Source organism: Psychrobacter sp. CLB018 (genome assembly GCF_041222815.1).
Lineage (GTDB): Bacteria > Pseudomonadota > Gammaproteobacteria > Pseudomonadales > Moraxellaceae > Psychrobacter > Psychrobacter faecalis.
Map to the genome: position 1 here is coordinate 1,436,394 of NZ_CP166085.1, position 18,938 is coordinate 1,455,331.

Annotated in this window: 13 protein-coding genes; 5 read left to right on the forward strand and 8 right to left on the reverse strand. The window is 43.3% G+C overall.

Annotated features, from left to right (window positions below; all coding sequences use genetic code 11):
• The first annotated feature begins 227 nt into the window (after positions 1–227).
• Positions 228–1,319, forward strand: coding sequence for a 4-hydroxythreonine-4-phosphate dehydrogenase PdxA (gene pdxA / locus AB8P72_RS06135; protein WP_369958224.1), 1,092 nt, complete (start codon positions 228–230; stop codon positions 1,317–1,319).
• Positions 1,320–1,576: 257 nt separating this feature from the next.
• On the opposite strand, the gene AB8P72_RS06140 is transcribed toward pdxA, so the two are convergent.
• Positions 1,577–2,464, reverse strand: a complete 888-nt coding sequence (locus AB8P72_RS06140) for a LysR family transcriptional regulator (protein ID WP_305935301.1) — start codon at positions 2,462–2,464, stop codon at positions 1,577–1,579.
• Between the two features lie 117 nt (positions 2,465–2,581).
• On the opposite strand from AB8P72_RS06140, the gene dkgB reads away from it, so the two are divergent.
• The 4 genes from dkgB to AB8P72_RS06160 all read left to right on the forward strand — a co-directional run bounded on the left by dkgB (position 2,582) and on the right by AB8P72_RS06160 (position 6,357).
• The gene (gene dkgB, locus AB8P72_RS06145; protein ID WP_369958225.1) at positions 2,582–3,394 is read left to right on the forward strand and encodes a 2,5-didehydrogluconate reductase DkgB; all 813 of its coding nucleotides are present in this window, start codon (positions 2,582–2,584) and stop codon (positions 3,392–3,394) included.
• 20 nt (positions 3,395–3,414) lie between these two features.
• Positions 3,415–3,999, forward strand: coding sequence for an NAD(P)H-dependent oxidoreductase (locus tag AB8P72_RS06150; protein WP_305935300.1), 585 nt, complete (start codon positions 3,415–3,417; stop codon positions 3,997–3,999).
• A gap of 592 nt (positions 4,000–4,591) precedes the next feature.
• Positions 4,592–5,455, forward strand: coding sequence for a 16S rRNA (adenine(1518)-N(6)/adenine(1519)-N(6))-dimethyltransferase RsmA (rsmA, locus tag AB8P72_RS06155; protein WP_201542745.1), 864 nt, complete (start codon positions 4,592–4,594; stop codon positions 5,453–5,455).
• A gap of 44 nt (positions 5,456–5,499) precedes the next feature.
• Positions 5,500–6,357, forward strand: a complete 858-nt coding sequence (locus AB8P72_RS06160) for a symmetrical bis(5'-nucleosyl)-tetraphosphatase (protein ID WP_305935299.1) — start codon at positions 5,500–5,502, stop codon at positions 6,355–6,357.
• Between the two features lie 256 nt (positions 6,358–6,613).
• Here AB8P72_RS06160 and AB8P72_RS06165 read toward each other — a convergent pair whose 3' ends face one another.
• From AB8P72_RS06165 to ahcY, 7 genes are all read right to left on the reverse strand, one after another.
• Positions 6,614–9,055 (reverse strand): site-specific recombinase, encoded by a 2,442-nt coding sequence (locus tag AB8P72_RS06165; RefSeq protein ID WP_068405215.1) that lies wholly within the window; start codon positions 9,053–9,055, stop codon positions 6,614–6,616.
• A gap of 406 nt (positions 9,056–9,461) precedes the next feature.
• Positions 9,462–11,246: an acyl-CoA dehydrogenase C-terminal domain-containing protein gene (locus AB8P72_RS06170; RefSeq protein ID WP_369958226.1), complete on the reverse strand. Its 1,785-nt coding sequence runs from the start codon at positions 11,244–11,246 to the stop codon at positions 9,462–9,464.
• A gap of 251 nt (positions 11,247–11,497) precedes the next feature.
• Entirely contained in the window at positions 11,498–13,291 is a 1,794-nt protein-coding gene (locus AB8P72_RS06175; protein ID WP_102076338.1) for an acyl-CoA dehydrogenase C-terminal domain-containing protein, read from the reverse strand.
• Positions 13,292–13,664: 373 nt separating this feature from the next.
• A complete protein-coding gene (locus AB8P72_RS06180; protein WP_289050356.1) occupies positions 13,665–15,389 on the reverse strand; it encodes a bifunctional diguanylate cyclase/phosphodiesterase in 1,725 nt (574 codons plus the stop codon).
• A gap of 77 nt (positions 15,390–15,466) precedes the next feature.
• A complete protein-coding gene (locus AB8P72_RS06185; RefSeq protein WP_238060561.1) occupies positions 15,467–16,357 on the reverse strand; it encodes a 16S rRNA (uracil(1498)-N(3))-methyltransferase in 891 nt (296 codons plus the stop codon).
• Positions 16,358–16,530: 173 nt separating this feature from the next.
• Positions 16,531–17,379: a methylenetetrahydrofolate reductase gene (locus AB8P72_RS06190; RefSeq protein ID WP_289050353.1), complete on the reverse strand. Its 849-nt coding sequence runs from the start codon at positions 17,377–17,379 to the stop codon at positions 16,531–16,533.
• A gap of 13 nt (positions 17,380–17,392) precedes the next feature.
• A complete protein-coding gene (ahcY, locus tag AB8P72_RS06195; RefSeq protein WP_068405225.1) occupies positions 17,393–18,817 on the reverse strand; it encodes an adenosylhomocysteinase in 1,425 nt (474 codons plus the stop codon).
• Between the last annotated feature and the right edge of the window lie 121 nt (positions 18,818–18,938).

Here is an 18,938-nt window from a genome sequence, read left to right on the forward strand (position 1 = left end):
AGAGAAGTACCAAAAGGTGGTCTCAGCGCTTGCTGGTAAATGCTACAATGAAAGGCGAAAGTTTAACACATTCTAGCGTTTTTTCGGCTGCTATCAGTAACTATCTATAAAAATGCTATCTGCTATGATATAAAATTTGCGTCACCTTAAAACCTCTTGAACGCTCGTTTTCGTAATAATAAATACAATAAAATCATATTCTTAATGTCGAAATAGGATATTTTACTATGCAAAAAAGACTACCATTATTAATCACAACCGGTGAGCCTGCTGGCATTGGTATGGATATCGTGCTGCTATTAGCAGCTGAGGGTAAATTGCACGATTTTAAGCGTCCAATCTGGGTTACTGCCGATAGCACCGCAATGCAAAAGCGCGCTGATATGCTGGTAACAGCAGGCGTGCTCGAGAGCTGTCCATTTTGGCAAATTGTCGATTTAGACATCGCAGCCGATGACTTTTTAGAGCAGATGTCACAGCAAATTACGGATGACAATGATGATAATGCGTTCATTTTGTTAAATACGCCTTGTGCTGAAGCCGTTGTCTGCGGAAAAATTAATACTCGCAATTCGGCCATGGTTGCCAAACAATTGGACATCGCCCATCAGTTAGCGACTAATAAAACAGTCGCTGCCATCGTCACAGGGCCATTGCAAAAATCTGCCTTAATAGATGCTGATATTAAACTGCTCGATGGCACCATGTTTAGCGGTCATACCGAGTTTTTTATGCAGCAAAGTGGCTGTGAGAAAGTCGTGATGATGCTCGCCAATCAAGCCATGAAAGTGGCGCTTGTCACCACGCATTTAGCATTAAAAGACATACCTGCGGCTATCACCGCTGATAATGTACGCCAAACGGTACAAATTGTCATTGATGATATGAGAGAGAAGTTTGGTTTAACACAGCCACGTATTTTGGTTTGCGGTCTCAATCCGCATGCAGGTGAGGGCGGTCATTTGGGCGTTGAAGAGATTGAGATTATCAATCCCGTATTGCGTGAGTTTATCGACGTAGGCGTCGATATATCAGAAGCAATGCCAGCGGATACCTTATTTACCCCAAGACATTTAGCCAACTGTGACGCGGTCATTGCTATGTATCATGACCAAGGTTTACCAGTGCTCAAATCGCACGGCTTTGGCGATACAGTCAATCTTACCTTGGGGCTGCCCTATATTCGTACCTCAGTTGATCATGGTACGGCGCTTGATTTAGCAGGGCGCGGCGGCGCAAGTGCAACCAGCTTATACCAAGCACTCCTGATGGCTAATGAGATGGCAGATGAATCGCTTATTGATAGATCTCTTGCATAAGTCGGTACCTTAGCGGCATTTGTCACGCAGTACTGGGTAACTTTGTTGTGAATAACGGCTATTTATGAATCATCAAACACGGTCTAATATAAGTGGTTCTATTATACCAGTCTGTTATAAGTGGTCTGTTAATAGGTTTGAAGGGTGAAATAGGTGGTTCCCTTGGGGTATACCTTATTCAAGTCTTAGTTGAATAAATAACTATCAGTGCAGCATACGGCCTGAAGCATTTTTTATCATTCTATTTTTTACTCATCTTAAAGCGTCACTTCCGCCTTCAAAAACTCAATAAATGAGCTAACACGTTCTGACAACTTTCTATTTTTGTAGTAAACCAGATTAATAGGCTGTTGCATTTTGATCGTACTAGACTCAAATAGCTGAATCAAATCTCCTTTTTGGATATCTTGATAAGTCATAAAATCAGACAAACACACTATACCGATCCCGCATAAAGCAAGCTGTCTTAGCGTCTCGCCACTATCCGCTTTTATATTCGTATGAATATGAAATAAATTATTAGCAGCATCGTAGATAGGCCAATCATTTAATTTCTCCAATGAATTAAAACCTAATAACTGATGATGGACCAAGTCTTCCACAATTTTAGGCGTGCCGTGTTTTTTCAAATAAACAGGACTGGCTAAAATACGAATCTGACTTAAGCCTAGTGGTGTGGCACTCAATGAAGAATCTTTTAGTTCGCCGATACGAACGGCCACATCTGTGCGTGCTTCTAATAAATCTACTAAACTTTCATTACTGACCAACTCGATATCGATTTGTGGGTAAGCATTACTATATTTATCGATCAATGGTGCAATCACATGCAACATAAAAGGAGTAGCTGCATCAATACGCAACTTACCAGATGGCACCTCTTTATTCTTCACCATCATATCTCCCGCATCTTCTAAGTCACTGAGAATACTCCGCACACGTTCCAGATATTTTTCACCCTCCTGTGTCAGCTCCAAACGCCGTGTTGTGCGCCTAAATAGTGAGGTATTTAGTTTCTTTTCTAACCTTGATAACGCTCTGCTTACTGCTGAAACCGTAACCCCTAAGTGTTCAGCGGCCTGACTGATTGTGCCCTCATCAACAATACTAACAAAAGTATCAAGCTCATTAATCGTAACTTTCATTATTGATCCTTATGCAAGAGTATTTTGATTTTTTGTGCCTTCTTATCAATTATAAGCGTCTATATAATGATTGCCAATCCAACGATAACTTTCATAGATAAAATATAGGTAAAGCATATGACACTACCAAAATTCGGTTTAGGTACCTTTAGATTACAAGGTGATACGGTTATACACTCTGTGACAAACGCCTTAGATTTAGGATATCGAACGATAGATACGGCGCAAGCATACGATAACGAAGAGGCTATCGGTATTGCTATCAAAAATAGCGGTATATCTTCTGACTCAATATATCTAACCACTAAGATTTGGGTTGATAACTTATCAAAAGAAAAGCTCATTCCTAGCTTAAAAGCCAGCTTAAAAAAATTAAATGTCGATGCTGTAGATTTGACATTGATCCACTGGCCAGCGCCTTCAAGCCCAGTAGCTGTCGAAGAGTATATGACAGCTTTACTCGAAGCAAAAAAATTAGGCCTCACCAAAAAAATAGGGGTTTCTAACTTCAATATTGATTTGTTAAAACGAGCTATAGCAGTAATAGGCGCTGAAAACATTGAGACCAATCAAATAGAGTTAAGCCCTTATCTACAAAATCGCCGCTTGGTAAGTTTTATGAAGCAGCAAGGTATTAACGTGACTTCATATATGACACTGGCATATGGCAAAGCTTTAAAAGATCCTATCATTCAAGAAATAGCCAATCACAATCAACAGACACCAGCACAGGTGATCTTAGCGTGGGCACTCGCTAAGGGCTACGCTGTGATTCCCTCTTCAACTAAAAGAGAAAACCTAGCGAGCAACTTAGCAGCACAAGGCATCACATTGAGCGATGAGCAATTAATGAAAATTGACCAACTCGATACCAATAGTCGTGAAGTCAACCCTGAAGGTTTGGCACCTATTTGGGATCCATCTATCTAATTTGTACAAGGCAGCTGATAATGAAAAAAATATTGATATTAAATGGTAGCAAACGTTTTGCTCATTCAACAGGTGAGCTCAATGACACCCTGACCAATATCGCTGAGCAACAATTACTCAGTTTAGGTCACGACGTAAAAGTGACCAACATTGATGCAGGTTATGACATTGAGGATGAAATTGCAAAATGGCTGTGGGCAGATATCATCATTCAACAAGCTCCTGCTTGGTGGATGGGTGTGCCATGGACAGTCAAAAAATATATTGATGAGATTTTCACCATTGGTCATGGCAGTCTCTATCAAAGTGATGGACGTTCTCGTCAAAACTCAGAAGATAAATATGGTTCTGGTGGTCTGCTGCAAGGTAAACAGTATATGCTTTCAGTAACTTGGAATGCACCTACAGAAGCATTCACTGATCCCGAGCAGTTCTTTGAAGGTGTTGGCGTTGATGGCGTATATATCGCTACTCATAAGGCATATCAGTTTCTAGGAATGGAGCCAATGCCAACATTCATGGTGAATGATGCCATTAAGAATCCGACCATTGATCATGATATTGCGCAGTATGAACAACACCTGAAAATCCTATTTGCAATATAAATATTGCAAATAGGACTCTTATTGATAATGAGTTGATAGCATATTTGAATATGTTGCTGTAGGGATACTATGCCATTACAAAGTCTAAAAAATAGTAGTGGCTAGTTATCTTTGGCAAGATTGGATTTTTTTCTTATACTACTCTATATCGATTGTATAGCTTGATAATGGTGAAATACGCTATCGCTTTTTTCATTATGGAGGCTATTTTTCGCGTTCGAAGCCTTTATAGCGCACAGATCACGAACAGAATATATATGATAAGTACACCATGAAGTACACTGTGACTATTTCAGCTAGTTAAAACGTTGATATCGTTAGCCCACAGCCAAACATTCAAGTCCTCACTAGGGTACCATGCTTATTCTCATAATCGTCGTTATAATAAACGATTTTAGAACAAAAAAAGCAATGTGTCGGTTGTGATAAGGTATGGGTAGTTTATTAATAAAATGTCTCAAGAATACAGTGTAATTATGAGCTGTGCTATAATTTCGTATTACAAAGCCAGCAAATAAAAGCGCATATAAATCCAGCACATTGCTGCCATAGCGCTATAGCCCATTTATCTTTTATCGATTAAGACCTTTTTATGTCCAAAACTACGTTTGATGCTCAATCTATTTCTAACAGCCTACGCGCTGCCAAACACCAACCGCGTAAACGCTTTGGTCAAAACTTCTTACATGACCGTAGTGTTATTCGTGAGATTGTTGAGAGCATTCGTTTAGAGAGTGATGATAATTTAATTGAGATTGGACCCGGTATGGGCGCGCTAACAGAGCCGCTATTAGCAGAAGTCGATGCGATGACCGTGGTCGAGCTGGATCGTGACTTGGCAGATAGTTTGCGCATTCGTATTGGGGCTAACAGCCATCCAAACTTTACGATTATCAAAGACAATGCCATGCATGTTGATTATCGTGAACTATATAGTCCTGAGCGCGGTAAGCTGCGCGTGGTGGGCAATCTACCGTATAATATTTCTACGCCGATACTGTTTCATTTGCTCAGTTATGCCGATGTCATTCAAGACATGCACTTTATGTTGCAAAAAGAAGTGGTTGAGCGTATCACCGCTGACGTTGGCAGCAAAACCTATGGTCGTCTATCGGTCATCATGCAATACCATTGCGATACCGATTATTTATTGACCGTACCGCGCGGCGCCTTTAATCCGCCGCCAAAAGTCACCAGTGCGGTTTTTCGCTTGACGCCGCATATCAATAAACCAATCGTAGCAGAAGATGAGGAATATTTCGCACTTGTGGTACGTGAGACCTTTAACCATCGCCGTAAGACACTACGCGCTATTTTTAAAAATTCTACGTTATTGCCGACGCTGAGCGAAGCCGATTTCGCCGCTTGCGACATCGATCCACAAGCGCGTCCGGAAGTGTTAAGTGTGAAAGATTTTGTCAATTTGAGCAATCAAGCGCGTCACTTAGCGTCTTAATTTATTAGAAGCTTAATTTATCAAACAAAAATGATAGAGGGTTTATGAGTTTTCGCCATCAATATGTCATCGGTGATTTGCAAGGTTGCTATGCGGCCTACCTGCAATTACTTGAAACTTTAGATTTTGACCCAGCGCAAGATAAGTTATGGTTCGCAGGTGACTTGGTAGCACGCGGTGAAGATTCGTTAAGTACCCTACGTCATGTCAAAGCACTATGTGAACAAGGGGCTGCAGCAACGGTATTGGGTAATCACGATATCAATTTAATTGCGGTTTGGCGCGGGGCAACAGCGCTCAAGAAAAAAGACAAAACCGCACCTATCTTTGCTGCCGATGATTGCGATGAATTGTTAGAATGGCTACGCCATCAGCCACTACTGGCTTATCCTGATGAGCAGACGGTATTGGTACATGCAGGTATCCCACCGCATTGGACGATTAAGGCGGCGGCGAAATATGCACAGCAGTTAGAGGCCCAACTAAAAGGCAGCTTAGAACAGCTTGATCGCTTATTGCCGAATCTATATAGCAAAACTGCCGATGAATGGCATGCAGACATTCATGGCTATACCAAAATGCGAGCGATTGCCAATTATTTCACCCGTATGCGCTTATGCAAACAAGATGGCACGCTCGAATTTGATTTTTCAGCAGGATTAGATGAGCCCATGCCAAAAGATTTTTTGCCTTGGTTTGAATGGCAAGTACCACGTGCACGCAAGATTTTATTTGGTCATTGGGCGGCGCTTAAAGCTGAGGTTGATTTACCGCATGCGCGTGCGCTTGATGGTGGCTGTGTTTGGGGTAATTATTTATTTGCTTATCGCTTGGGCGACGGTAAAGCCATCACCTCAAGTGCTCACTGTATAGCACCAACAGAAGAGCCAACAGAACAATAGTCATGCCACTTTATATGCTATAGTGAGTGAAAAGTAATATCGATACATCACGCACTGCTGATATCAATTTTTCTTGCTTGCTGTACCTGCGCAGACAGTGGCTACAAAAAATTGATATCAGCAATACCGTAGCGTTTTTAGGTTATTTTGACTATATTGTCTGAGATAAAATCTGTAAAAAACTAATTTATCACTTAATTCGTAAATCAAAAAAACCGTTAGTTAAGCTGCTATTTAAGCCACCAACACCGTCCCCTTAACTGGGTAGGTTTGGTGGTTTTTTCGGTTTAGGCAAGGGCGTTTTGGCATCGCCAGCAGCTTTACTATCAGGATTGCTGTCGTCGTCTTTATACGACTTATCGTATTGGATGTCATTACTATAAGGGACGCTATTTAGCTCCTCATCTATTAGTCCATCATCGAGGTCAATCGTTTTTTTGGCGCTTACTGGCTTAGTAGTACTGTGCGTTTCTCGACTTTTCAGCGCCGCGTCAGCATGACTATCCGATATGTTATTATCATAATCTATATCAGTAATCGCCTGCTCATTTTGCATGCTTTTTTGCTTAGATTTGGGCAGAATTTTGACGTCAGATAAACGGCGTACCACATAGTTATGCGGTATGGTCTGTCCGCCTTTATGAGCATTGGTATCATCAAAAATCATATGACCTTGGCTATCGATACGAGCGTATTTCATAGGTTTGTCACGTGGCCAAAAAAAGTCGGACGGGTGGGTTAGCATATGACTAAAAAGCTGCTTGGTTAAACGGCTCCATTCCATAAACTTGACTTCTTTAGAGCGCAGGGCGACAAACAATGCCAGCGAAAAACTGACCATGAGGTTGACCATACCGATAAGGGCTACGCCCAAGATAGAGATGAAAAAAACCGTCCAATCCCATTGATTGGCAGGTATGTGAAATAACCCATGCGCCAGATTCGCCGAGGCAAAAGCGATATGACGTATGTCAATCGGTAAGCCAAATATAAAGCCTATGGTAGCCGTACTGCCTAAGAACACCCCGAATAAAAAGTTGCCCATAATGGCGCCGAGATTGGCTTCGATAAAGCCGCCTAAACGCTGAAGCCAAGCTTTGGGTAATAAGTATTGCAAAAGCTTATGACGCTGAATTCGGGCGCCGATCTGATTATAAACCGCCAGATTATCATAGTAACCTGCGATAAGACCGGCTAAAAATAAATACACGCCAGCGATAGCCGCATGAGGAAGCGCTAAGGAATGAAAAGGGTCAAGGTCATGCAATAAGTGTGCGGCTTTGTCAGTATTGATCATCGGAGTACCAGTATACTGTAACCACGCAAACGAGATAATCAGGGCAACGGGTATGGCCAACATGACGTTACCCATAATCGCAACAAACTGGGTACGTAAAATATCGACCACCAGCTCTGATAACTTGTTTAATTGGTGCGATTTCTTACCAGAACCATCAGAGATTGTAGAGGCGATTGCCGCTGCTGTCATAGCCGGCTGTTTGGTAGCGACCGTACCGTGGACGATGTGAATAAATACAAAGCCTAAACCATAAATCATACTATTGATAAAGGCGCGTCCCATCGGCGCCAGCGCCAGATGGTAGGCCAGTATCTTAGTAGTTGCCATAAAAGCAATGATAAAGCCACCGATGGAAGCTTTTTTAAACATTTTCTGGTAGCCAGCCTTGTCGGTACTAATATAATGCTCACCGACGCGGCTGGCGTTTTCGGTAACTTTGCGCGATAGCAGCTTGGTATTATTATCAATCAAATAACCAATACTATAGCGGCGACTGGCACTCGTAATCAGCGCTTGAATGAGCTCAATAATAGCCTGATCACGCTTATCATAGTTATCTGCTACCAGCTCAGTTAAAATGCGCATCCGTTGTAGGCTTTGATCCAAGCGCAGCATCATGTTGGTTAGGCGGATTGAAATACCCGTTTTATAGATACGTTTACGGATAGTGGCAACGATATCTTCACATTGCTCAATCATTACTAGTAATGGCGCAGGATCGACCGCTTTGTCAGGGATAATATCGGTTAGAGTGTCGAGCTCATGCGCTTCTCGGTATTGATTGACGTACAGCACAGCTTCTTGATTTTGTGCCACAAATGACGCCGAGTAATTGAGCATTTGCGGATAAAATTCCATCAAATCTGGATGCAAGCCGATGCCGCTAATCCGATACGATAAAATGATAATCGCGTTTAAGATACTGTTTTTTGCCGTTGCGACCAAATTTAAATGCTGCTCATTGACCTTGAGTAGGCCGACCATCTCATCCCATTTGTCTTTGTCAATATTGGCAAGCCAGCGCTCATCCGAGCGTCTGTCAAATAAATAACCGACCAATTCTATGACGGAATCTTCTTGTGGCAACAAGGGCAAAAAACGATGACCGATAAGGCGCCGCAGACTATTAAAAAAGCCTTGATCTGACATGATGCCCGTATCGGTATATAACGCAATTTGGCGATATTCAATGATGAGTTTTAAAACGAAGCTTGACAGTCCATCGGCGTATTCTGGATGCTGACGTAAAATATCAATCAAATCTTGCATCTTTTGATTGGCTAATGCCGGCTCTTTGTCGCTGACACGTAGCTCATCGATTAAGCGCTTGAGTACCGCAGGATCTGGCACATCACTTAAGGCAGTAATCTGTTGTAAAATGTGTTTTATTTCTGACACATTGCATCCCTTATGGTAGTTATTTCAATCATTGTTATTATTGAGTATGGGCAAGGAGATATTTTTTTTAGCAAATGCTGTGTTTATCAATATTGCAATAAGTGAGGGGAGTTTTTGAGTGTTAATTTTTAGCGTGCCAATGCATCACTTTACTGTTTAAAACTAAAAACCCTTATTAAAGTTAATGCGCTTAGCTCTGCGTTATTTTAATCGTAACCATCTCTCGGCGCTTAATTATTTTGTTAACAGTTATTCTGACCTTTACTATGCTGATTTCTCTTCTTTCTTTAATTCGTCTAATTTCTTTAATGGCTGCCACAATATTTTTGGCAAAAAAAGGGACAGTAGCGTGACTGTCCCTTTTATCGTTGTACGGTATGGCTTACTTTATTATAAAAGTAAACAATTAGCTAGCAGGTACATCAAAGTAACTAAGATCAAAGTTCATCATTGGATCACTGCCAGCTTTTACCATCTGCGCGTGAGCGTCGATACGTGGCAAGATACGACCAACGAAATAATCGGCAAGCTTGGCTTTATTGGTGTAGAACTCACCTTCTTTACCATTCGCAGCTTCGACCATGAGTGCAAACATATATGAGTAGGCAAGGTAGCCAAACGCATGCATGTAATCAACGGCACAGCCATTAATTTCACTCTTACGTGCGCCAATATTGCTAAGTACTGTAGTGGTTAACTCTTCAATCGTATCAGCAGCGTTTAGCGTTGCTTGCTTGATACCATGATCCGCTTGCATATTATTGACAAAATCACGAATCTCACCTAAGAAATGGGTGACATATTTGCCGTTATTTTTTGCCACTTTACGACCTAGTAGGTCAAGCGCTTGGATACCATTGGTGCCTTCATAAATCTGAGCAATACGGGTATCACGGACGATTTGCTCCATACCCCATTCGCGGATATAGCCGTGACCGCCGAATACTTGCTGACAATCAATGGTTGCTTCTAACGCTTTATCGGTTAAGAAAGCTTTAGCAACTGGCGTCAGTAAGGCAACGCGTGCAGCGGCTGCTTGAGCGGCTTCAGGATCGGTACTAAATTTCTCTTGGTCTAGGTTTTTGGCGACGTACATCGCAAAACAACGTGACGCTTCGGTGTTGGCTTTGGCATTTAACAGCATACGGCGTACGTCGGCATGATAAATGATGGCGTCAGCAGGTTTTTCTGGGCTTTGAATTTGGGTATCGCTACGGCCTTGACCACGGTCATTGGCATATAGCGCCGCATTTTGATAAGCAAGCTCAGAACCACCCAAGCCTTGTAGACCCATGGTCACGCGCTCATAGTTCATCATGATGAACATTGAAGACAGACCGGTGTTTTCTGCGCCAACCATCCAGCCTTTGGCATTATCAAAGTTCATCACGCAAGTCGCAGAGGCTTTGATACCCATTTTATGCTCGATAGAGCCAACCGCCAACGTATTGCGCTCGCCCAAGCTGCCATCTTCATTAACCAAGAATTTTGGTACCACAAACAGCGAAATACCCTTTGAACCTTCTGGCGCATTCGGGGTTTTTGCCAATACCAAATGAATGATATTTTCTGTGAGGTCATGCTCACCGCCGGTGATAAAGATTTTGGTACCAGAGATGTTATAGCTACCATCATCGTTTGGTACTGCTTTGGTTTTGATAATACCTAAGTCAGTACCAGCATGCGGCTCAGTCAAGCACATAGTACCCGACCATTCACCGTTGTACATTTTCTCTAAGTAAGTTTGCTTTTGCTCTTCAGACGCCGCCGCATTTAAGCAAAGCGTTGCGCCTACGGTTAGGTTTGGATATAGAGCAAATGCTTGGTTGGCGGTAAATACCATCTCTTCGGTCAACATAGTGACCATTTTTGGGAAACCTTGACCGCCGTATTCAGAATTACCACTTAAGCCAACCCAACCTGATTCGGCATACTGCTTATAGGCGTCTTTGAAGCCAGTAGGGGTGGTGACAACGCCATTACCTTCAAAGGTTGCGCCTTCTTCATCGCCACTACGGTTGATAGGTAATAAGACGTTTTTTGACAGTTTTGCCATTTCTTCCAAAATCATATCGACAGTTTCCATATCGACATGAGCAAGGTTTTCGTTGTTTTGCCAAAATTCAGGCGCCTTAAATACGTCGTTTAGGATAAAGCGCATGTCGTTAAGAGGGGCATTATAAACAGCCATAAACATTCCTTTGGTTTAAATAAATAAAAGTGAGTAGGGCAAAGCGTTCAATTTTCTTGTGAGTGTAGCTTAAACATAGATAGTTAAAGTTTAGCAAATTAGCGTAACGCCGGGTGGTTTTCTTCGTGAATTGTGCGTCCACCAAAAACTATTAGCAATAAAGCCGCTAAGAAAATCGGCAACACACCTAAGTATGTTGCCGATAGGAACTGCTTATTAAAATAGATACTACACTTGCAACGTTCTATACATTAAAACGCAAATTGATCAACGTCCATGGTCATGTACGGCTCAACACCTGTGCTGATGCGCTGTACGTGCGTGGTAGTACGCGGCAATAATTTTGCAAAGTAGAATTGTGCTGTTTTGATTTTGGCATCGTAAAAGGCTTTTTCGCCAGTGCCGTCAGTCAATGCAGTTTGCGCGACCAATGCCATACGCGCCCATAAATAAGCTAGCGTGACATAACCGCTAAAGTATAAGTAGTCAACAGCCGCACCGCCAACTGCATCTGGGTTTTCAGTCGCTTGCATGCCAATACGCGCGGTCAAATCGCCCCATTCTTTGACGTGTTTGGCAAGTGGGCGGATAAATTGACCCATTTGATCGTTGTCTTTGTTTTCTTCGCAGAAAGTTTGGATAACTTTGACAAAGTTGGCCAGCATTTTACCTTGTGAGCCCAATACTTTACGGCCGAGTAGGTCAAGCGCTTGGATTTCAGTGGTACCTTCGTAGAGGCAAGCAATACGGGTATCACGGACGTTTTGCTCCATGCCCCATTCGCTGATAAAGCCGTGGCCGCCATAAACCTGTACGCCATGGTTAGCCGCTTCTAGACCAGTTTCAGTCAAGAATGCTTTAGCAATCGGTGTCAATAGTGACAGCATTTGGTCAGCAAATTTAAGATCATCGCCTTCGCCTTTTGCAACAGTATCCGCAAAGTGTGAGAGGTAATAAACGAGGGCACGACCGCCTTCAGCAAAGGCTTTTTCGGTCAATAGCATGTTACGAACGGCTGGGTGAACGATGATAGGATCAGCGACTTTTTCTGGTGCTTTTGCCCCTGATAATGAACGCATCGCTAAGCGGTCTTTGGCATAGGTTAATGAGCCTTGGAACGCATATTCTGCTGCCGTTAAACCTTGAACGGCGGTACCGATACGGGCCACGTTCATAAAGGTAAACATGCACTGTAGACCGCGGTTTTCTGGGCCAATCAAATAACCAGTTGCGCCATCAAAGTTCATCACGCAAGTCGCTGACGCTTTGATACCCATTTTGTGCTCGATAGAACCACAAACGACGTTGTTGTTTTCGCCAAGGCTGCTGTCTGCGTTGACCATGACTTTAGGCACGATAAACAGCGAGATGCCTTTAGTGCCAGCAGGCGCGCCTGGTAGACGGGCTAGGACGATATGAATGATATTGTCGGTTAGGTCATGCTCGCCCGCTGAGATAAAGATTTTTTGACCAGTGATGCTATAAGTGCCGTCATCGTTTGGCTCAGCTTTGGTGCGGATAATACCCAAGTCAGAACCCGCATGCGCTTCAGTCAAGCACATAGTACCTGACCATTCGCCGGTGACCATTTTTTCAAGGTAAGTTTGTTTTTGCTCTTCAGTACCATGGTGCTCGATGGTTTGAATCGCGCCATGTGATAGGCCAGGATACATAGAAAATGACCAGTTCGCCGTGCCAACCATCTCATTGATAACTGTTGATAATGAGAACGGCATGTTTTGACCGCCGAATGCTTCTTCAGCAGACAAGGCTGGGAAGCCAAGCTCACAATAAGCTTTATACGCTTCTTTAAAGCCTTTTGGCGTGGTAACAGTGCCGTTGTCAAAATGACAGCCTTCCGCGTCGCCGCTTTGGTTCAATGGTGACAGCTCATTTTCCGCAAAGCTTGCCGCCATCTCAAACAGACTGTCCATCAACTCACGATCCGCTTCTTGGAACGCTGGTAAGGTTTTGTAGTGACTTTCGCTGTCAAGTAACTCATGCATCACGAATTGGATATCACGTAGGGGCGCTTTATATTGCATAACTTCCTGTCCTTTTTTAGGATGCGACCGGCAGTAAAACAGCAACTGTCATCGACTATTATGAATAGTCTGAGTTGCCAACTATTTACTGTTAAAGGGTTTGTCTGTATCAATAACGGACAACAACACCGATCATATGAAATAAATTGAGAAGAGTGAAAAAGAATTATGATTGTATTCGTAAATTCTTGGTAAAAGATAGGCGTTCACTGGCAAATATACAAGTTTGGTGACAATACTGATAAGTCATCAACCTGTGTTGCATCCTATATATCATCGAGCTTATACGCTAAAAACTTAAGCATTATTTAATAATAATAGTAGAAAAATTCAAACAATATCGCTTTAATAAATCTCGCTTTAATAGATAATCCTAAGGACGGTCGTTTTTAGACAAATGTTGCTGCATAAGCATCTTAGTGGCCTCGTCCGCCGTCATCGGTTTACCAAACCAATAACCTTGACCGTACTGACAACCCATACTAAGCAGTAAATCGCGTTGCTGCTCGTTTTCAATACCTTCGGCGATAACGTGCATATCAAGCGCTTCTGCTAAATCCAAAATCGCTTTAACAATGGCGCGCTGCGTACGGTCATTGGTAATCTTAGAGATAAAGCTTTTGTCAATTTTGATAAAATCAAACGGATATTCTTGTAAATAGCTTAACGAGGCAAAACCTGTACCAAAGTCATCGAGCGCCAGGCAGATGCCAAGTTCTTTAAGTAAATCCAGTTGTTTTTTGACATTGGCATGGCGCTGTATCAATGAAGATTCGGTCACCTCTATGTGCAGTTGGTGAGCGGCAAGTTTATGGCTGTCTAACAAGTTACTGACCAAGTCAAAAAAATCAGGATGGCTAAACTCGGCCGCATCGGCGTTGATACAGATGTGCTGCTCAAAGCCCAAATCTTGCCAAACGGTCAATTGCTTGGCAATTTGGTTCGCCATTTGTGAAAATAGCTCAAACGATAACTTATGAGAAATGATGGCATCCATAAAATCGGCGGGTCTTAGTAAGCCGCGAGTAGGGTGTTGCCAGCGCACCAACGCCTCAAAACCGCTAATCACACCCGTATCTAAGGCGAATTTTGGTTGGTAATAAGGCACAAATTGACATTCGTTGCTGGCCGTCCTAAGCTCAGACTCTAACTGTATATCGTGTGCATTCCTCTCGTTAATCGATTTATGATACCAACAGACATCATCGCCCCCTTGCTGCTTGACGTAATTCAACGCTTTTTCGGCTTTGGTCAATAAGCCGATGAACTCATTGCCGTTTTCAGGAAAATAGCTGACCCCAACCGAAATATGACAATAGACTTGTGCTTCTTTTGCCATGCTGTCATTTAAGAAAAAAGGCCGCTCGCACATTTGCATTAAACTGTCTAATTGATGGCGAACCATATTGGCATCGTTGCATTCAAATAATAAAGCAAAGTCGTCACCGCCAAAATGCGAAAAGCAGCGTAAATTGTCCAGCTCTAACTCGGTGATACGTAAGACAAAATTTTCTACCAGTTTGTTGATATTATCTGGTCCCAATAAGATAGCAAGGTTGCGATAACGGTCAATGTTAAAACGCACGACCACCACTTCTTGGTAGCTTTCTATTAACAACTCACTGGTTTGACTTAAAAATACTTTACGGTTTGGCAGTCCAGTTAGCTGGTCATAATTTAACAGATGGGCGACCTTTTTTCTGTTTTTAGCCAGCGTCGCCATATTACGTATGGTACCAACGTAATAAGGGGTGTCTTCTAAGTAAATTTTGCGATAGGTGATATGACAGTCAAGTACTTCGCCATAGCGATTTGCCATCGAAAAATCAATTTCACAAAATCCTGTACTGTCTAAACTGTTAATCAGATTTCTAAGCACACCTTGCTCTTCTTCAGACAAAAACTCGGCTGCATAGATACCAAGCGGACGGCCAAGCAAAAATTTTTCTGTATAGCCAAGCATCAGCTCATAGTTCGCATTAACGGATAGATAGCGCAGTTTGTCGTCCAATATAAAGATAGCGTCTTCAAATTGCTCGCACAGCTTGACCAATAATTGCTGTTTATCCGATATTGGCATAGGGGTAAAATCGGTCATAATAGGACTCATAACATCAAATTAAATAATAAATGGCGATGTAGCGATGTAGCGATGTAGCGATGGCAATTTGATGCCTACATATGTAAGGTGTGCAGGGTTGCCAATGAGCCCAATGTCGCTAAGGCAACGACAGGCGCAGTTTCGGTACGCAGCACCCTTGGTCCAATTTGCCACGCTGCAAAACCAACGTCAGCAGCTTTGGCGCATTCATCAGCGCTGAGCCCGCCCTCAGGTCCGATTAGTAATTCAACATAAGGCGTCTGTTGTTTCAAAACGACGGGCAGCGCCTCAGGCATCAGCGGTTGTCCTGCTGCTGGCACGCTTAGCTGCAGACGTAAATCTGCTGGTTGCTGTAATGCTTGATAGTAGGCATCTTTACTTAGCTCAGCGACGATTGGGCTAACTGCCATCTCTTTGTCGTTTTCGTTGGCCGCTATATTTGACAGCCAGTCATCAATCGATAATGGCGCGAGAATAAGGGGCGGGCGATTAAGGCCGCATTGCTCACAAGCAGCAATAGCCACTTGCTGCCAATGTGCCAGCTTTTTCTCCACTTGCGCAGGTTTTAGGTTGACCTCACCGTGGTGGCTGGCGAGTAGTTGAATAGCGGTGACACCAAGCTCAGTGGATTTTTGAATGGCGTAATCCATGCGCTCGCCGCGACTCATCACCAGTCCGATTTTTGTCAAGACAGCGGCATTGCGATCGGTTTCTAGGTGTGCCAGTAACGTCGCAGTGGCGTGTTTTTTGCTAATGCTATTGAGCTGTACCTGATATTCACCGCCAAAACCGTCAAATAAAATACCTGTATCGCCGATATTGGCGCGCAGTACACGGCACCAATGATGGACAATACTTTCGGTCAACTCGACGCTAGCACCGATAGCTAAGGTGCTCAGTTGTGGGTAGGTTGGGGCATTTTTATCACTGCTATCGCTACTAGTGGCATAAAAGAAACGTCGCAAAATTACTTATTCCTATAATGGGAGTCATGATATTTTTCAATATCTTAGCAGAATATCATTTGGGTGGGTAAAGGGATTATCATAAGTAAAATTGGTATAAATGCAATTCCCATACCAAAAAAGACCGGCGCCCCTAAGAACGCCAGTCATTCAGCAATACATTCGATAAATATTTAAGCAATCAAGCCTAAAGCTTCGACTAAGCGTTTATTTGGCTCAACCTTATTCATGCTATAAAAATGCATAGCAGGTACGCCCTCAGAGATTAGACGCTCACACAAACGATAAACGACATCAAAGCCGAACTCTCGGATAGCAGCTCGGTCATCGCCAAAATCCGCCAAGCGCTTACGCACGTAACGCGGAATATCAGCGCCACAGCTATCAGCAAAGCGTACGAGATTGCTTGAGTTGGTAATCGGCATGATGCCAGCGACCAAAGGCTGCGCTACCGTGTCAATACCGCGTTTTTCTAAGGTATCACGCAGATATAGATAGCTATCGGCATTATAGAAAAACTGGGTAATCGACGCATTGGCGCCCGCTTGATATTTATTCACCAAATTATCGACATCAAACTCAAAGCTACGTGCTTGCGGATGCATCTCAGGGTAGGCTGCGACCTCGATACGGAAGTGATCGCCTGAATGTTCGCGGATAAACTTTACTAAGTCTAAGGCAAACGGTAACTCACCCATACCTACCTGACCTGACGGTAAATCACCACGCAAGGCAACCAAGCGTGTGATGCCCAAACTTTTATAAAGATCGAGTAGTTCAGCGATTTGACTTTTGTCATCACCGATACAAGACATATGCGGCGCAATATCCGTGTCACCGCGCGCACACAACGCTTGCACGATATCTAACGTACGGCCACGGGTTGAACCGCCAGCCCCGTAAGTCACCGAAAAATACGCAGGTGATAGCTTATTGAGCTCATCATAAGTACCGAGTAGCTTTTCATGGCCTTGCTCGGTTTTGGCTGGGAAAAACTCAAAGGAGAAAGCAGGCTTAGTCACAGTCTGACTCCTATTAGTATTTATAAGCGTCAGGCTTAAACGGACCTTCGACAGGTACGCCTAGATACTCGGCTTGTTTTTCAGTCAGTTTCGTCAATGTACCGTTAAAACCAGCAACCATCGCCGCCGCAACTTCTTCATCGAGTTTTTTCGGTAACACTTTAACGTATAAATTATCAAAACGCTCATCGACTGGCAGCTCAGCGAATTTTTCTTCAAACAAGTACATTTGTGCCAATACTTGGTTAGCAAATGAGCCATCCATCACGCGCGATGGGTGACCAGTAGCGTTACCTAAGTTCACCAAGCGACCTTCAGCAAGCAAAATCAAATAATCGTTTTCGTCATCCGAGCGGAATACTTGATGCACTTGTGGCTTAATCTCAACCCAGCGCCAGTTATCACGCATAAACTGCGTATCAATTTCGGTATCGAAGTGACCGATGTTACAGACGACCGCACCCGGCTTCAGCGCCGCTAGCATATGTTTGTCACAAACGTGATAGTTACCGGTAGTGGTAACAATTAAGTCAGTATCTTCAAGCAGACGAGTATTGATGTTTTCTGCGCCGCCGGTGTTATCGCCATTGATATAAGGTGACAATACTTCATAGCCGTCCATACAGGCCTGCATGGCACAAATAGGATCAACTTCTGAGACACGAACAATCATGCCTTCTTGACGTAAGCTTTGCGTTGAGCCTTTACCCACATCACCATAACCGATGACCAAAGCACGGCGACCTGCAAGGAACATATCGGTAGCACGTTTGATGGCGTCATTTAAGCTATGACGGCAGCCGTATTTGTTGTCATTTTTAGATTTGGTAACCGCGTCGTTAACGTTGATAGCCGGTACTTTTAGCGTACCTTTACCCAGCATTTCAACCAAACGATGGACACCTGTAGTAGTTTCTTCAGAGATACCATGGATGTTATCAAGCATTTGGGCATAATCATTATGAATCAAAGCGGTTAAATCACCGCCGTCGTCCAAGATTAAGTTTGCATCCCAAAGTTGACCGGACGCTTCGCCGCCAACGTGGATTTGTTGACGCAAGCACCACTCGTACTCTTCTTCGGTTTCGCCTTTCCAAGCATAAACAGAAATACCAGCAGCAGCAATCGCAGCAGCAGCATGGTCTTGAGTTGAGAAGATGTTACATGAGGTCCAGCGTACTTCCGCACCGAGCGCAACTAACGTCTCGATAAGGACAGCCGTCTGAATAGTCATGTGGATACAGCCAGCGATTTTTGCGCCTTTAAGCGGTTGGTCGGCTTCGTAGCGACGACGCAAACCCATCAGGGCAGGCATTTCGGCTTCAGCTAAAGTGATTTCACGGCGACCGTAATCAGCAAGGCTGATGTCGGCGACTTTATAGTCAGTGAAAGAGGGGTCGATCGTATGGGCAGATGGGGTGTTAGACACTGCGTCCATAATATGCTCCTATCAGTTAATAGATAAAAAGAATAAAAACGCAGGTGCCGTTATTTGCGCTGCTCATAACCCAAAATGGTAATAAACAGTTAACCGAGCCTAACATAATGATTGATTTGCA

Bases quoted from the DNA above. Each gene is read 5' to 3' on its own strand.
- AB8P72_RS06170 (WP_369958226.1), bottom strand. From the start codon at position 11,246: ATGGCTGTTTATAATGCCCCTCTTAACGACATGCGCTTTATCCTAAAC.
- pdxA (WP_369958224.1), top strand. From the start codon at position 228: ATGCAAAAAAGACTACCATTATTAATCACAACCGGTGAGCCTGCTGGC.
- AB8P72_RS06140 (WP_305935301.1), bottom strand. From the start codon at position 2,464: ATGAAAGTTACGATTAATGAGCTTGATACTTTTGTTAGTATTGTTGAT.
- rsmA (WP_201542745.1), top strand. From the start codon at position 4,592: ATGTCCAAAACTACGTTTGATGCTCAATCTATTTCTAACAGCCTACGC.
- ahcY (WP_068405225.1), bottom strand. From the start codon at position 18,817: ATGGACGCAGTGTCTAACACCCCATCTGCCCATACGATCGACCCCTCT.
- AB8P72_RS06180 (WP_289050356.1), bottom strand. From the start codon at position 15,389: ATGACCGATTTTACCCCTATGCCAATATCGGATAAACAGCAATTATTG.
- dkgB (WP_369958225.1), top strand. From the start codon at position 2,582: ATGACACTACCAAAATTCGGTTTAGGTACCTTTAGATTACAAGGTGAT.
- AB8P72_RS06160 (WP_305935299.1), top strand. From the start codon at position 5,500: ATGAGTTTTCGCCATCAATATGTCATCGGTGATTTGCAAGGTTGCTAT.
- AB8P72_RS06150 (WP_305935300.1), top strand. From the start codon at position 3,415: ATGAAAAAAATATTGATATTAAATGGTAGCAAACGTTTTGCTCATTCA.
- AB8P72_RS06175 (WP_102076338.1), bottom strand. From the start codon at position 13,291: ATGCAATATAAAGCGCCCCTACGTGATATCCAATTCGTGATGCATGAG.